Source organism: Lentimicrobium sp. S6, assembly GCF_013166635.1.
Taxonomy (GTDB): Bacteria; Bacteroidota; Bacteroidia; order Bacteroidales; family UBA12170; genus UBA12170.
Genome location: NZ_JABKBZ010000014.1, coordinates 25,552 through 41,653, shown reverse-complemented (window position 1 = coordinate 41,653; position 16,102 = coordinate 25,552). Strand labels below are relative to the sequence as shown.

Sequence of the window (16,102 nt, the reverse complement as noted above, 5' to 3'; positions counted from 1 at the left end):
AAAAAAAAGATAACTGCTTTTATTATATCGAACTGTTAACTGTTAGTTTTTAACTGTTAACTAAAAGTTATGAAAAAAAATATATTAATAAGCGGAGGTAGTGGATTAGTAGGACAAGAAATTGCTGCTCTTTTTCAAAAACAGGGACATGAGATTGCCATTTTAAGTCGAAATCCTGACAAACAAACAATTCGTTCTTTTTACTGGGATGTAGAAGACGATAAAATAGATGAGGAGGCTATCGAATTTGCTGATGTGATTATTCATTTAGCTGGGGAAAATATTTCTAGCAAAGCTTGGACACCTAAGCAAAAAGAAAAAATAATCTCCAGTCGAACCCAATCTACGCAATTGCTTTTTGATATGGTGAAAAAGAAATCTAAAAAAATAGATGCCTTTATCTCAGCTTCTGCAATTGGTTATTATGGAACCTTCACCTCAGATAAAATATTTAAGGAAGAGGATGCTGCAGGAGATGATTTTCTAGCAGAAACGGTAAAACTATGGGAAACCAGTGTTCAACAATTCACTATGCTCAATATTCCAACAGCCATACTCAGAATAGGAGTGGTGATGAGTGAAAAGGGAGGAGCATTAGTGAAAATGCTAAAACCTGTAGAAATGGGTTTTGGTGCAGCTTTAGGCTCAGGTAAACAGTGGATGCCTTGCATAGCGCTTAATGATTTAGCTAGACTATTCTATTTCGTATATGAGCAGAAGTTGCAAAATCAGACTCCTCAAAACACACTGATTTATAATGCTGTAGTTCCTAGTCATATCAGCAACAAAGAATTAATGAAATCCTTAGCCAAAGCCAAGAAAAAGCCCTTCTTTATGCCTGCGGTACCCTCCTTTGTGTTTAAACTTATTTATGGGGAAATGTCTTCCATATTATTAGAAGGAAGCAGAGTTTCCTCGGATAAAATAATAGGGGAGGGTTTTAATTTTCAGGTGACTGATATTCAGGAATTGTTTTCTGAAAATTAGAAGCTAGAAGTTAAATAGTTATAAGTCTTAATCATTAAACTTTACCAAAGCTTGTCGGCCTCTATTTACATGAAGCTGAGTAATGTCAGGACGAGAATAATGGCCACTTGGGTCAAAGTTCTGTCTTTCTTCGTATACGCTATTCAAATCTAATTCTGCAGTTATTAGTTGTTCTTCCCCGATTTGAGGAGGAATAATCCATTCGCCATCGGGGCCAGCAATACAGGAGCCTCCATTGGCTAGCATTTCTGGTGCTTTTTCTAAAATTAAATCCAAATGAGGAGTCTCGGCAGGAAAATCTTCTTTTCGCATCAATCCACTGGCGCTAATCACAAAAGAGCGGCTTTCTTTGGCTACAAATCTTGTGATATCATTGGTGATTTGAGCACTTCCTGGCCACACGGCCACATGCAGGTTTTCACCTTGAGCATAAAGAGCGGTTCTACTTAAAGGCATCCAATTCTCCCAGCAGTTTAAACCTCCTACAGTAAATCCTTCTAGCTTATGAACTCGTAAACCATTTCCATCTCCAGGGGACCAGCATAACCTTTCTTCAAAAGTAGGTTGAAGTTTTCTATGTACCGATTTTATCTCACCGAGCTTATTGATATAAATTAGAGAACAATAAATACTATGGCCTCCTCTGTTTTCTGCACGTTCTGCAATTCCCAGGTATACTGCAGTTTTAAGTTGTTTGGCTGTTTCGCAAACATCTTTTAAATCTCCTCGTTCTATATTGATACTATTCTTTAGATAATGAGCAAATATTTTCTTTTGAATTTTTGAATTAAACTCAGCTCCATTGGTCAGTGAAATCCAAAAAGGGTAACCCGGTAATAAGGTTTCGCCAAAGGTTACCAAACTACAGGATTCTTTTGCAGCTTCTTCTATAAATGATATTACTTTTTTAGTGCTTTCTTCCTTGTTTAACCATACTGGAGCTATTTGTGCAATTCCAATTTTTATTTGAGTATTTTCCATGGCATTGTTATTAAATCTTCTTCTTCCTATCCAAATCAAATACTTCCAAATCATCAATTCTTCCCCTATCCAATACAAAACGAATACAGGTAATGCTTTTATGATAACCATTATTTCCGGCAGCGCCAGGGTTAATATGGAGGAGTCTTTTCTTTTTATCAGGCATCACTTTTAAGATATGGCTGTGCCCACTGATAAAGATATCTGGAAGATGAGCTTCTATGAGTTGACGAGCACGGGGTTGGTACCTTCCGGGATAACCTCCAATATGTGTCATATATATTTTTAGGCCTTCCACACCAAATATAGCATCTTCTGGCCAGGCTTCTCTGATTACAGAATTATCAATATTCCCAAAGACGGCTCGCACTGGAGCTATTTCTTTTAAATCTTCAATCACTTGTGCATCTCCTACATCTCCGGCATGCCAAATCTGGTCACAATCTTTCAAGAAGTTCTTCACTCGAGGATGCAAAACACCATGTGTATCTGATAACAAACCTATTCTCTTCATTCAATTTTCAATTGAGTTAACAGTGAATAACTAACAACTAATAGTTTGGTTTTGTTTGGAGATTAGTCATTTAAATTTAGTTGTTCACTGTTCACTTATTCCTTAATACTTCGAATTCCCAAAATTAACTGTAATCTGATATTCGCTTCTCACATATTCTCCGTTTGCTTTGGCTGGTTCCCATTTGAGCATTTGAATCAAACGATAGGCCTCCTCGGTACAGCCTCCGCCAAGTCCTTTAATTTCTCTGAAATTACTCAATCTGCCACTAGGCTCAACTATAAATGCAATTTCTACTTCTCCTTTAATTCCTTGTTTTACTGCTGCGTCAGGAATTTTAATATACTCTGAAATAAATTTATAAACATTTACTTCTTTATTTTTATAAAATGGCTTTGTCTTTTGCTCCAACTTGCTATTTGGCCTTAATGTCATTTCTGACGAGTAGGGAGTATATGGAAAAGGAGGTTGATCGTATCCTCTTTTTTTGACCAATTTATCATATTTCTTAATTTTTAATTTTTGATATTTTTTTTCTTGTGACGCACATACTGCGCCATCTTTATTGCCAGGAACCCAAGTTAAATACTTCATCATTTCGATATAAGCTTGGTCTAATTCTGGATGAACAGATTGAACCACTTTGAAATCTTTACCGAAACCATCTTCTCCCACCGTAAAAAAGATGATGATTTCTCCTTCGGCCTTGGCTTCCTTGGCCGCTTGTGGATAATATATTTCCTGTTCGAAAACCATTTTATAATTATAGCTTCCTCCAACAATTTCAGCGGGATAGGAAATGAATTGAGCAAAAATGCTATGGCTAATCATAGCCAATACAAATAGAAATATGGACTTTTTCATAATTGTGTGTTTAGATGTTCAAAGATAATAAAAAACCAAAGATGGAAACCTAAACTACTGTTATTACTGTGCTTATACTTTTATTTATTCAAGTGGTTTTTTGGCATAACTTTTGGTCTATAAGTAAGTCTTAAAAACATATAACTATGAATCGATTTCTTAAGTTTTTTGGTTTTCTTTTAATCATGGCCACTCTAGTTTCTTGCTCTCAAAGCAATAAACTCAATAAATATAATACAGCAAAACAATATGTTGATGAATTTCCAGGTAGGATGATGCAGCAACAGGTGTTTCATGTAAATGATAGCCTGTCAGAACTATCTATTAGGGTATTACCATCATTAATTCCTAATTTAAAGAGCAATCAGCTGGAAATATATAGCTATATGACTTTAACTTATGCGGTTTATACTTCCATGAATAAAAAGGATGTGATAGAAACGGACTCCTATAAGCTTAGTGAATTATTGGCTTTTGATCAGATCCAAAATGGAGTGGCTCAGATAAAAATTCCACTTCCTTTGGTGCAAAATTCCAATTATGTGATTTTGGTGAGCCTTCAAGACCCAGTAAATAAAAGCAATTATTTAAAGTTTCTGAGGATTTTTAAAACTGAGGATGCCGCTGAGAATTATAGAGTCTTAGATGAGAACAATGAAATATCTTGGTTTCCATGGTTAGAGTATGGAAAGCAAGTCAGAATACAGTATCGGTATACAGGTGCTAAGGTTCTTCACCTAAGTTATATAAAACCACAATTTTCTCCAGCAAAACCACCATATTCCAATCTAGAACAAGTGGAATTTTCTAAACCAGAAATTTTTGAAGGATTCGATCTTGGTTTGCAAGATGGTCTTTCTTCTTTAATACAATTACCAAAATCTGGAGTTTATAAAATCCATGCAAAAAAGGATGATTTAGCAGGAAAAACCATAGTGCAGTTTTATGATGACTTTCCATCAGTAAGCTCCGATGCTCAAAAAGTGTTTGCCCTAAGATATTTAAATGCCAGAAAAGAATTTTCAATGATGTTGGGCGACGACCCTGCTCATACCATTAATGAATTTTGGTATTTTGAGGACAGAACAAAGGAGAGGAGTCAGGAAATGATGAAAACCTATTATGCCCGAATGTTAAGAGCGAACAGAATCTTTACTACCTATAAAGAAGGCTGGAAAACAGATCGAGGAATGATATTTATGATTTATGGTCCTCCAGATCATGTGTATCAAGAACAGGCCAGTGAGGTATGGGAATATGGTCCTGATGCCGATTATAATGATCTTAAGTTTGTGTTTAACATCGTGAACACGCCGCTAATAGATAAAGAATTTGTACTGGAGCGCAGTGAAAGCTATAAAAGCTCTTGGTACCAGTTATTAGATCATTGGCGAAACCAATAGTTAGTGCTTGCCAGAAAACGCCAATTTCTTCGTTACTCTTGTTTTGAAAACAGTTATCCCGACATTTATAGTCGGGACGCCTGACTTTCAAAACTGCGAAAGCCTCGAACTTGACGTCTTCTGACTAAGCACTCCAAAATTAAGCAGTTTTCGTGCAGGCACTAGTTAGCTCTGCTGTAAAGTAGATTAGAGACAGATATAAAAAGAATAACTACTTAATGGGCTTGTCAAAAGACAATCTGAAAACAGCGCTTTTGCTATTAGATGAAAAAAATCTCAAAAAATAGGGTTACGAAAACCCCAAAAAGAGTATTAATAGATATATCCCTCCTCAATTATTTCTTTTCAGTCATTATTCAATTTAAATTTACGTATATAAAGAATATTACTATATTTGTTCAAGTTATTTTTTAAATTATCGCATGGAAACCATAGAAAAGTCTAATATACAAATATATAAGGCGAAAAAGCAAAATAGACATACCCCCCCCTGTATTACTACCTATAGAGCATATATTCAGTACTGTTTTATTAATTTCTTTGTAAAAGTATAGGGCTATGTTTGGTGTGATACAAAGCAAAAAAAGGATTTATCAATTGGAGGCAAGCGAATTTACTTAGCTGGCTGGCGGCCATTGTTTCGCTTATTTGGTCAATTTGTTATGATAAAAAAGAAACAATCAGCCCGTCCTTAGCTCTCACCATTTTCGCAACAAATCCGGGGTAAACTTAGAATCGGGCCGAATAAGCTACAAAAGTAGTAATAATATATGCTGATAGCAATTAAGTAATGTTATCGGTGAGAGAAAGTCATTGGAATTTAATTAGAAGTACATTCTTTGAGCTTTCTTATAATTTCTTTTCATTCATGAAAAAGTAGTTATGGTATGCTATTATAATAGCATTTATGGTTTCATCTGTTTCTGCACAAACAGATATAAAAAAAGTAGAAAACAAACTAGAGTTGGATAATTCAAATAATAAAAATGGTAAAACCCTTACAAATTACTGGACACTTGCCAATAAAGCAGATTTATATTACGATGCTGATAATGTGGGAATTGGAACTAGCAGACCGAATTCTAAATTAGATGTTAGCGGAACAATTTCTGCAAAGGGTTTAATTTTGCCAAGGGGGAATACAGGAGATGTTTTAACCGCTGGTAGTTTTGGAACAGCCTATTGGGCTGCACCAAGTACAGGAGGTAGTGGAGGTGACCCTTCGCCCTGGAGTACAGAAAGCAATGGTATAAGTTATAACTCAGGAACTTCTGCTAATGTTGGTATTGGGAAAGCAAGTTCGAGTGGAATCAGATTAGTTGTAAACGGTAAAATAAGGACTAATTCTGAGTTAAATTTTGCTTCAACAACAAATGGTTTGATAAGTTTTGGAAGCTCAACTATTGGTAAAACGATTCTGCTAAAATCACTATATGGAGGTGGTGGAGCTGGGAAAGCTAGTTTGAGAGGAATGAGTATTGATAAATGGGGAAATGTAGGAATTGGAATCGATGATGCCAATGATACCAATGCACTTGAGGTGATTGGGAGAACAAAAACTACAAATTTTCAAATGACTAGTGGTGCTGGAAATGGCAAGATCTTAGTTTCCAACAGTGTGGGTTTGGCCAGCTGGAAAAGTATAGAAACAGTAACAGAACCAAATTTGTGGGAAGATAGCAATGGCAATATTTATAGAGCTAATGGCAAAGTAGGAATTGGAACGAATAACCCCCAATCTCCATTGGATATTGATTTTGGGTCACAAACGATAGGATTGAGATTTGTTGGAGCAACATACTCTGGAGGCAATACCTATTCTGATTTTCTAATGGAGACTAGTCATGAGTCAGGAAAACCTGAATTAACATTTAAAACTAGTTCTAGTAGTGCTCGTTATAATTGGGCTTGTCAAGGAGTAGATAAAATGACATTAGAAATGGTTTATTATGGAGATCCAAGTGCCACAAGGCTAACCTTTCACGACGGAACCTTCATTACAAAAAAATAAAGATAACAACCAATACCGATGTTACAGGTTATGTACTAACCGCTGATGCCGATGGTGATGCAAGTTGGCAAGAGCCACAATTTAAGGATATTAATGGCAACTTATATTTTGCTGGTAGAATAGGAATAGGAACAGAAAATGCTGGTGCACATAAATTAGCAGTTAATGGATCCATTAATGCGAAAGAAATACTAGTAACAGAAACAGTACCAAGCTCCGATTATGTATTCGAAGAAGATTATCCATTAATGCCATTAACAGAGCTGGAAAGCTATGTAAATACTAAAAAGCATTTGCCAGAAGTTATGAGTGCCAAGGAGTTTGCCGAAAACGGATACAACCTTGGAGAAATGGATGATGTCTTATTAAGGAAAGTAGAGGAGTTGACTCTTTATATTATCCAACAGCAAAAGGATATTGCTCAACAGCAGAAGGAGATAGATAGTTTAAAAGAAAAACTTGAAAACCAATAAAAACATAACAATATGAAAAATATAGTTTTAATACTTGCAGCACTTCTAATTGGGTTGAGCTCTTGTAAAAAAGATGAGGAGACGGAACCACAAATTAGTAAGGATGATTTGCTATGTCAAGAATGGAATATTGATAAATATACGATAAATGGGGAAGTAGTAAATTATATGATGGATTTTCAATGGGAGTTTATTGGTGATGGAAAGCTAATCAATACCTTTGTTACCACAGGAATTACAGATACAACAACTTGGGCTTGGGTTGATAATCAAGAAAATATTGAAATTGAAGGTTTTGATAAAGGTTTAAAGGCATCAAAACTAAAAAAGAGACTTTTCAAATATGATATTACGAAACTAAACTCATCCAATCTAATATTGGAATCGCTAAATGAAGATGAAATTATCATCATTGAATTTAAAAGGTAGTATTAGAAATTTAGTTAAATAATAAGAATATGAAAAGATATATAATAAAGATAATTATAATTATTTTTCTAGTAAATCTGATTCCTCCAACTACATCTGCTCAAGATCTTAGTGAAGAACTGCATGAGAAGTATTGGTGGTATAGACATAGGTTCCGGCAGTACTTTATAGACATAGGAGCAGGCGAGGGTAAAAGCTTAGTAGCATCGAGGCATAAATGGAGAGGACAAAACATTTCAGTTGGAGATCAGACTATTAAATTAGGATGGTATATGGGAGTTCTTGCACTGGAGTCATACCAACTAGAAGCTGAAGTGGATGAGTTTAATGATATGACATTGACAGAGCTTTATTACGCTTTGCAAACATATGAGAGATTAGATATGTGTGAAGATAAAGCCCCATGGAACCAAACAGCAGAACATGATGGTTTTTTTATGCGCCATGATGTGTCTTTAACTGATGGAACTTATGGCTTAGGCTATGGTAATGGCCCATTTAATTTCGATATGTCCAATTTTAATCAAGGTATAGACCCTTCAATAGATCATTACACAAAAGCTGTACCAGGAATGCCATTTTATGCAGATAGATTTTGGGCTGATAATAAATCTGTACCTCCTTCATATGAAGAGCAAAAGTTTGAAGAAATGAGTATTGATCAGGCAGCTGCTTTATTAATGGGTTTAGCTCTAGTAAAGAAATTTGCCCCTGATGGTTTCGTATGGTTTTATAATACTGAAACAGGTTATAATATGCCATTTAACTTTCGACAATGTGCTAAAACAAACGCGTTGAAAATAGCAGAGCATTTAAGAGAAGGTGCAACTGATGGATTAGAACTCCTTGAAGAAGACAATATTTGGTGGTCTTTGGCCGTTGCGAATTCTGTAATACCTGCCACCCCTGCTCATCCTGAGTTTTATGGAGTGCAAAATTGGGTTGTGAAAAATCCTCATGGAGATAAAGTTGGTAGAGAGGCTTGGAATGCTAGATTTATAAGATATGGTGTTAAAAAGGCTGTGGAGGAAATTACAGGTGAAACATTTAATCAACAAACTGGAAATGGAGCTAGTATTTGGGAATTCATTGCTGTTTTACAAGATTTTTCATTTTGGATTGGCCCTTATTATTCTAGAATTATTTTAGCTAATTTAGCTGTTGTTGGTGATTCTTGGGATCATTCATTAGGTCCTATTCAACTTAGAAGAACACCTGGTGTAATTTATAGACTTTTGAAAAAAACTAAAGAAGATGTTCGTACAGATCATGAGCTGTTTTATGGATTACTCTGGTCAGCTTTGCACATAACCGAATGGGAAGACAATTACCGTAAAATACAAGAACATGATTATATTGAAAGAATAGAGAGTATATTAGCTTCCGCTCCATTATGTGGGCCTTATAACTATAGTTGGAAGGGAAATGGAATTGAGCAAAATATTCCTTTTGATTTTGATGGTTGTGATGATTGTTTACTTCCAAATATGGCACCTCCAGGATGGCGAGCAGGAAATAGGTTTCAAAATGGTCCAGAAGAATTTAAATCAGGAATAAATGATAGTCATGGTATTTATAATGGGATTGATTATATGATGATGTATTTACTTTATAGAAGGTACCAAATGTGGCATCTTGGTGAACATAATGGTTATGCTTATTTTCGGAATATGGTTTATTCTAATGTTGAACAATCATACCCTTTTGAAAATAATGGAACAGATTTTGGTACTATTCAAAATCCAGCAAACTTAAGGACTTTTGAAACTATGAATTATAATGGAAGTATCGGAAGTGCTTCAAATGAAACTGGTAGTTTAAATCTTATTGCTGGTCATAAAATTAAGCTCACACCTGGGTTTCATGTATACCAAGGCTCATCTTTCAGTGCAAAAATAGAAGAGTATAATTGTTTTGAAATCTCTAATAGTAAATCTTCTTTTAGGGATAATAATTATATTAAACCAATTAACAATGATTTGGGTGTTATGTATCAATCAAAACTTGATTCTGACAATAAAACTGCAGCCATTGAAATACATAATAATTCAAATATTGTATTATATCCCAACCCTGCTAAAACTGAAATAAAAATTGCTTGTGATATTGACACAGATCAAATGATTTATAAAATCTTCAATCAACAAGGTCAATATTTATTTGAAGGTAAACTATACCAAAATAAAGGAATTAATGTTAATGACCTATCAAATGGTTTTTATTATATCGAAATATTTAATAAAAAAGGCATAGCATTTAGAGAAAAATTTATTGTAAAACACTAAAAAATATGATATGAAAAAAGCGTTTTTTTATCTCCCAATAATTCTATTGATTTTAATAATCAGTTCCTGTAATGACTGTAAAGAGCCAGGTTGTCCTAATTTAACATCTGATGAGTCATCCTGGTTCCCGTATAATGAATATGACTCCTTGATTTTCAAAGATAATATATCTGATACAATTTTGAATTCAATTTTAAGGGGCTATGAGAATGGTTCAAATCTTTATACCCCATCTAATGGTGATGAGTGTAATAAATATTGTAATGCTGGAATGGGAATCCGTTCACGGTATTCTATTAATAATCAAGAAGTGTTTAAGAGCAATTTTTTTATTAATAGAATAAATGAAACTCTTTATGTGGTCATACATCCTTTTGCAAGTATAGATGGTAGTCATCATGACTCGGAGAGTTATTTCGATTTGAGGTATGCCATAAAATTAGACAGCATAAACATTAATGGGAACTTGATTAAAGATGTTTATCATTATACCTGTAAACCACAGCAAGAAGAAGTAGCTGAAACCTATGTAAAAAAAGGCATGGGCTTGGTAAAAATAGTTTTTAGAGATGGACAAGAATATGAGTTGGTAGAGCATATAAAAGCGAAATAAACAATAAATTGTCAGGGCGCGAATGAATTGTATTATGTGAAATATTCGCACCCTGACTTCATTTATTCAAAAACAAAACAAATGAAACGAACATGAATTTTAGCATTCTAACTATACACACGAGAATGATTAAAATTCATCGAGAGTTCCATCTGACAAATGAAAATAAATTATAAACAGATGAAAAAATCAATTTTAACATTATTCATTTTTGCAGTGCTATTTTCAGCCTGTAAAAAAGAGGAGGAAGAAGAGCCAACACCTCCTACAAAAGAAGAATTATTATGCCAAACATGGAATGTTGATACCTATTATTTAAATGGCCATGGCTATGCCTATCTCACTTGGCAATATGTTTGGAAATTTAAAACCGATGGTAGCATAGAGTGGCGTAAAATAGAAAATGGTGAGCTTTACAAAACCACCAGTTGGGCTTGGGCCGAAAACCAAACCGCATTGGATATCACAGTTCCCGATTGGAATGACAAAACAGCCCGCACCACAATTAAAAAGCTTACAGAAACTGAAATGATATTAGAACCAGGGGAAACTGATATTGTTTTGGAAATGACCTTTTCTAGGTAGCTTAGCTGGACCGCTCCTGTTTTTCGCACTGGGAAACCCTTACCAAAAACGAAATATTTTTGTCAAATGTTTTTGCTCATCAGTAATTATTAAAACTTGCTTTTCTGTAGGTTTATCATTAGGATTGGTGACTTTTATCTCATTGAAAGCCATAGCTATTATTATGATCTGTACCGGACTAAGTTTAATTATTTTTGTATTAATGAGTTCCCATATAACTATGGAGAGTATACAGTCCATAATTTTTAATGAGTCCTATTGATGAAAACAAGAGGAGTAACTCTGATGGGATAAGATTTATATTCAATTTCTTTGTCAAATACGAAACCAAAATCAATATAGCATACATCATTCTTTTGTCTTAATATTTTTCTTTTTGATTGTACTTTTAAGCTAAAAGTACCAAAATCTTGTCCAAACAAATGCCCTACCTCCTCTATAAAAATGATGATTTTTTAGCGCTAAGTAGAAAAATAATGACAATGTAGGATTCTAATGGTATTCAAAATCTCGATATAGATTCTTTTACATTGCAAATTCTGTTGTCATCATTTTAAAACGTAAACGCCTTAGCGAAAAATCTATCATTTTTACATTCACCACTCAGCTGGCCTCCCTGTTTGGACAGGCCTTCCCGCAGTCTTCGAATCAAGAATCTAGAAATAATAGAACTGTAGAGCTTCAAATAGAAAATAATGGTATGTATAAATGGTTTTACCCCCGCAAAGTTTATAAAGACTTCCACAGGAAGTCTACTCCGCCTTATCAGGAAGTCGTTAAACGGAGTAAATGGATTGAAGGAATAATAAACAATACTGTTTGACGCTCGTTAGTGACACTCTGTAGGATGTCACTATAAGGAGGAGTTTATTGTTTTTCCGAAAATTCATTTGTGGAGTAGACTTGCTGATACAGCGGCTGTTTTTGCTGCCCTTTTTCGAAAAAGGGCATAATAAAAAATATTTAAACAAATATTAAGCTGGGACACCTAAAATCAAGCTCACTAGTTTCTAGATTATTACTGCAATAAATTGATTGATGGTCATCTATATAATAATTACAATATGGCTATATGATATACGCCTGAGCTTTCAATATTATTTCTAAATTTGCAAGCTTATAGAAAAATTATAATGAACATATTAATAGGTAAAGACGCATTAGATTTAAAAGCCTTTGAACAAGTTGTTTTACATAAAGCTAAAGTGGAGATTGCTCCCGAAGCTATTGAACGAGTTGAGAAAAGCTTCAAATTTCTAAAAGATTTTACTGCTGAAAAAATCATATATGGTATTAATACTGGTTTTGGCCCAATGGCTCAATATCGTATTGACGATGCTGATTTAAAGCAGTTACAATATAACTTAATTAGAAGTCATGCTGCTGGAAGTGGCCATATCATTGACGAAATATATATTAGAGCGGCTATTCTAGCTCGAATGAATACTCTTTTATTAGGATATAGTGGGATTCATGTGGAGGTGGTGGAGCAATTGGCTCGTTTCCTCAACTTGGAGATTTACCCGATCATACCAGAACATGGTGGAGTAGGAGCTAGTGGTGATTTGGTTCAGTTGGCTCATATTGCCTTGGGCTTGATTGGCGAAGGTGAAGCTATCTATAAAGGAAAGCGTCAGCCCATGGCTGATATTTTTGCCAAGGAAAACTTAACACCGATAGGAATTCATATTCGTGAAGGATTGGCTTTGATTAATGGAACAAGCACCATGACAGGGATTGGTCTTGTTAACCTCATCAATGCACGAAATCTTTATGGCTGGGGAATCTATTCCAGTGCCATGCTGAACCAAATTGTAGAAAGCTATGATGATCATATTTCCTCTGCTTTAAATGGCGTGAAAAAGCATAAGGGACAGAATGAGACTGCTGCTCATATGCGTGAGCTTCTTTCTGATAGCAAGCTCCTCCAGAAGCGTGAAGAAAAGCTTTTCAATGGAACGAATAGTGAAAAAGTATTTTCTGAGAAAGTTCAAGAATATTATTCTTTGCGTTGTGTTCCTCAGATTTTAGGGCCTGTTCTTGAGACTATTGAGAAGAGTGAAGAAATTTTAATCGGTGAAATAAATTCAGTAAATGATAATCCAATTATCGACGCTGAAGCTCAAAATGTATTTCATGGTGGGAACTTCCACGGCGATTACGTTTCATTCGAAATGGATAAGCTTAAAATGGCCACCACCAAATTGTCCATGCTCATGGAGCGTCAGTTGAATTTTTTATTGAACGATAAAATCAACGAAAAACTTCCTCCATTTGTGAATTTGGGTGTTTTAGGTTTGAATATGGGAGTTCAAGGTATGCAGTTTACTGCCACCAGCACCGTTGCTGAAAATCAGATGTTGAGTAATTCCATGTATGTACATAGTATCCCTAATAATAACGACAATCAAGATGTGGTGAGTATGGGAGCCAATTCAGCGTTAATAGCAGAAAAAGTCATCAAAAACAGTTTTGAGGTGATGTCGGTTCACATGATTGCTATTATTCAAGCCGTTGACTACTTGGAATATGAAGACAAGCTTTCTTCTAAAACCAAAAGCACTTTCCAAGAATTAAGAAAAGTGGTTCCAAGGTTTGAGCAAGATGGAATCGGATATACTGATATTCAAAAGATGAGAGACTTCATATATAATCATCACATAGCTATTTAATATATGGAAAAAAACTACGCCCTCGTTACTGGAGGTTCCAGAGGAATTGGCAAAGCCATCGCCATCAAATTAGCCAGTGATGGATTTCATATCATCATCAATTATCGTTCTAATCATACCGAAGCTGAAATCACATTAAATCAGATAATTGAAGCTGGTGGTTCTGCAGAGTTACTTCCTTTTGATGTTTCTGATTTAGAAGCCGTTCAATCTGCTTTAGATTCATGGCAAGAGAAAAACCCAGAAGCTTATATTCAAGTTTTGGTGAATAATAGCGGAATTAGAAAAGATGCCCTTTTGGTCTTTATGAAAGATGAAGAATGGAGCGATGTTTTAAATACCAATTTGAATAGTTTCTTCTATGTCACTCGTCCCCTAATCAAAAACATGCTCCTCAAAAAATCGGGGAGAATCATCAATATGGTTTCTTTAAGTGGTTTGAAAGGCTTGCCGGGACAGACTAATTATTCAGCTACTAAAGGAGGTGTGATCTCAGCTACCAAAGCATTGGCACAAGAAGTAGCTAGGAAAAAAGTAACCGTAAATGCAGTCGCTCCGGGCTTTATTAAAAGTGATATGACTGCAGATATTGATGAAAAAGAACATAAGAAATTGATTCCTATGAATCGTTTCGGAAAACCTGAGGAGGTTGCTGATTTGGTATCCTTCTTGGCATCAGAAAATTCTTCCTATATTACAGGACAGGTGATATCAATTAATGGAGGTTTGTATACATAAAATAATCTTATTATGGCTCAACGTGTAGTAATTACAGGATTAGGAATTTATAGTACCATCGGTCTGAATGTGGACGAGGTAAAAGAATCATTATACCAAGGTAAATCAGGCATTGGCTTCGAGCAGGAACGTATCGATTTTGGCTATCAAAGTGGTTTAGCAGGTCATGTGCCGGAGCCTACACTCAAAGGGAAAATAGATCGCAGAATGAGGATAGGATTAGCCGAACAAGGAGCCTATGCTTTTATGGCTACGGAAGAAGCGATGCAAATGGCGAAAATTGACAATGATTATCTGGAGAAAAATGAAGTTGGAATTCTTTATGGAAACGATAGCTCAAGCAAAGCTGTTGTGGAAAGTATCGATGCACTAAGAGCCAAAAAAGATACGACACGAATTGGTTCAGGTTCTATTTTTCAATCTATGAATTCTACCATTTCCATGAATCTTTCTGTGATTTACAAATTGAGAGGAATAAATACAACCATCAGTGGAGCTTGTGCCAGTAGTTCTCATGCTATCGGAATGGCTTATCTGCTCATCAAGCAAGGTTTACAAGAAGCCATAGTTTGTGGTGGTGCACAAGAATTAAACTTATATGCCATGGGAAGTTTCGATGGTTTGGGTGCATTTTCTATGCGTAATAGTGATCCCACTAAAGCTTCTAGACCATTTGACAGAGATAGAGATGGTTTGGTGCCCAGTGGAGGAGGATCCACATTAATTGTGGAGACTTTAGAGTCAGCTCAAAAAAGAGGAGCTACTATTTTAGCTGAAATCAAAGGATATGGTTTTTCTAGCGATGGAAGTCATATTTCTCAACCTAATGTGGATGGGCCAGGTCGTTCAATAAATATGGCATTAAAGCAAAGTGGTTTAATGGCTTCTGATATTGATTATGTGAATGCACATGCCACATCTACTCCGGTAGGTGACGCCAATGAAGCTCAAGCACTTTTCAAAACTTTTGGAGGGAAAATTCCTGTTTCTTCTACCAAATCCATGACAGGTCACGAAATGTGGATGGGCGGCGCTAGTGAGGCTATTTATTCCATTCTCATGCTTCAAAACGATTTTATGGCTCCAAATATCAACTTTGAAAATCCAGATGAACATTCCGCTAAATTAAATATTGTTCAACAGACCAAAGAGGCCAGTTTTAAAAGGATTTTATCCAACTCTTTTGGCTTTGGAGGAACCAATTCTTCACTAATTATTGAAAAATTTGCTAAATAATTAATTGCTGCTATTAAATTCTAATTTTTCTTTTAATTTTGTATGCCCAAAAAATGGAGAGATTAATGGAAAAGAATGTTATTATTTCTAAAGTTAACGAGTTTTTAATTGATGAATTTGAGATAGAGGAAGAAGACCTTCTTCCTGAAGCTACTTGGAAAGAGATGGGTATTGATAGCCTTGACTTTGTAGATATAGTAGTAGTAGTTGAGAATGTTTTCGGACTTGTAATTAAAGGAGAAGATATGGTAGGAGTAAAGACTTTAGACCAGTTTTACGATTTCATCCATCTTCGAATAAACTCTTAAGTT

Annotated in this window: 16 protein-coding genes; 12 read left to right on the top strand and 4 right to left on the bottom strand. The window is 35.2% G+C overall.

Annotation, left to right across the window (positions count from 1 at the left end):
• Positions 1–69: 69 nt before the first annotated feature.
• Positions 70–987 (top strand): TIGR01777 family oxidoreductase, encoded by a 918-nt coding sequence (locus HNS40_RS07055; protein WP_172279110.1) that lies wholly within the window; start codon positions 70–72, stop codon positions 985–987.
• 27 nt (positions 988–1,014) lie between these two features.
• Here HNS40_RS07055 and HNS40_RS07050 read toward each other — a convergent pair whose 3' ends face one another.
• From HNS40_RS07050 to HNS40_RS07040, 3 genes are all read right to left on the bottom strand, one after another.
• Positions 1,015–1,968, bottom strand: a complete 954-nt coding sequence (locus tag HNS40_RS07050; RefSeq protein ID WP_172279108.1) for a carbon-nitrogen hydrolase family protein — start codon at positions 1,966–1,968, stop codon at positions 1,015–1,017.
• A 10-nt stretch (positions 1,969–1,978) separates the two neighbouring features.
• Positions 1,979–2,482 carry a metallophosphoesterase gene (locus tag HNS40_RS07045; RefSeq protein WP_172279106.1) on the bottom strand — a complete coding sequence of 168 codons (504 nt, stop codon included), beginning with the start codon at positions 2,480–2,482 and terminating at the stop codon, positions 1,979–1,981.
• Between the two features lie 102 nt (positions 2,483–2,584).
• Complete coding sequence (locus tag HNS40_RS07040) at positions 2,585–3,346, bottom strand: energy transducer TonB (RefSeq protein WP_172279104.1); 762 nt, start codon at positions 3,344–3,346, stop codon at positions 2,585–2,587.
• Between the two features lie 146 nt (positions 3,347–3,492).
• On the opposite strand from HNS40_RS07040, the gene HNS40_RS07035 reads away from it, so the two are divergent.
• The 7 genes from HNS40_RS07035 (at position 3,493) to HNS40_RS07005 (ending at position 11,145) form a co-directional block, all read left to right on the top strand.
• The gene (locus HNS40_RS07035) at positions 3,493–4,749 is read left to right on the top strand and encodes a GWxTD domain-containing protein (RefSeq protein WP_172279102.1); all 1,257 of its coding nucleotides are present in this window, start codon (positions 3,493–3,495) and stop codon (positions 4,747–4,749) included.
• Between the two features lie 907 nt (positions 4,750–5,656).
• Positions 5,657–6,760: a hypothetical protein gene (locus HNS40_RS07030; protein WP_172279100.1), complete on the top strand. Its 1,104-nt coding sequence runs from the start codon at positions 5,657–5,659 to the stop codon at positions 6,758–6,760.
• Positions 6,761–7,008: 248 nt separating this feature from the next.
• Positions 7,009–7,233: a hypothetical protein gene (locus HNS40_RS23680; RefSeq protein ID WP_172279098.1), complete on the top strand. Its 225-nt coding sequence runs from the start codon at positions 7,009–7,011 to the stop codon at positions 7,231–7,233.
• 12 nt (positions 7,234–7,245) lie between these two features.
• Positions 7,246–7,662, top strand: coding sequence for a hypothetical protein (locus HNS40_RS07020; RefSeq protein ID WP_172279095.1), 417 nt, complete (start codon positions 7,246–7,248; stop codon positions 7,660–7,662).
• Between the two features lie 29 nt (positions 7,663–7,691).
• Entirely contained in the window at positions 7,692–9,947 is a 2,256-nt protein-coding gene (locus HNS40_RS07015; RefSeq protein ID WP_172279093.1) for a T9SS type A sorting domain-containing protein, read from the top strand.
• 10 nt (positions 9,948–9,957) lie between these two features.
• Entirely contained in the window at positions 9,958–10,560 is a 603-nt protein-coding gene (locus HNS40_RS07010; RefSeq protein WP_172279091.1) for a hypothetical protein, read from the top strand.
• 180 nt (positions 10,561–10,740) lie between these two features.
• Positions 10,741–11,145, top strand: a complete 405-nt coding sequence (locus HNS40_RS07005) for a hypothetical protein (RefSeq protein WP_172279088.1) — start codon at positions 10,741–10,743, stop codon at positions 11,143–11,145.
• Between the two features lie 39 nt (positions 11,146–11,184).
• On the opposite strand, the gene HNS40_RS07000 is transcribed toward HNS40_RS07005, so the two are convergent.
• Positions 11,185–11,385 carry a hypothetical protein gene (locus HNS40_RS07000; protein WP_172279086.1) on the bottom strand — a complete coding sequence of 67 codons (201 nt, stop codon included), beginning with the start codon at positions 11,383–11,385 and terminating at the stop codon, positions 11,185–11,187.
• An 893-nt stretch (positions 11,386–12,278) separates the two neighbouring features.
• On the opposite strand from HNS40_RS07000, the gene hutH reads away from it, so the two are divergent.
• The 4 genes from hutH to HNS40_RS06980 all read left to right on the top strand — a co-directional run bounded on the left by hutH (position 12,279) and on the right by HNS40_RS06980 (position 16,099).
• On the top strand, positions 12,279–13,817 hold the full coding sequence (hutH, locus tag HNS40_RS06995; protein ID WP_172279084.1) for a histidine ammonia-lyase: 1,539 nt from the start codon (positions 12,279–12,281) through the stop codon (positions 13,815–13,817).
• 3 nt (positions 13,818–13,820) lie between these two features.
• Complete coding sequence (gene fabG, locus HNS40_RS06990) at positions 13,821–14,555, top strand: 3-oxoacyl-ACP reductase FabG (RefSeq protein WP_172279082.1); 735 nt, start codon at positions 13,821–13,823, stop codon at positions 14,553–14,555.
• 12 nt (positions 14,556–14,567) lie between these two features.
• Positions 14,568–15,791, top strand: a complete 1,224-nt coding sequence (locus HNS40_RS06985) for a beta-ketoacyl synthase (RefSeq protein WP_172279080.1) — start codon at positions 14,568–14,570, stop codon at positions 15,789–15,791.
• 65 nt (positions 15,792–15,856) lie between these two features.
• Complete coding sequence (locus tag HNS40_RS06980; RefSeq protein ID WP_172279168.1) at positions 15,857–16,099, top strand: phosphopantetheine-binding protein; 243 nt, start codon at positions 15,857–15,859, stop codon at positions 16,097–16,099.
• The last annotated feature ends 3 nt before the right edge of the window (positions 16,100–16,102 follow it).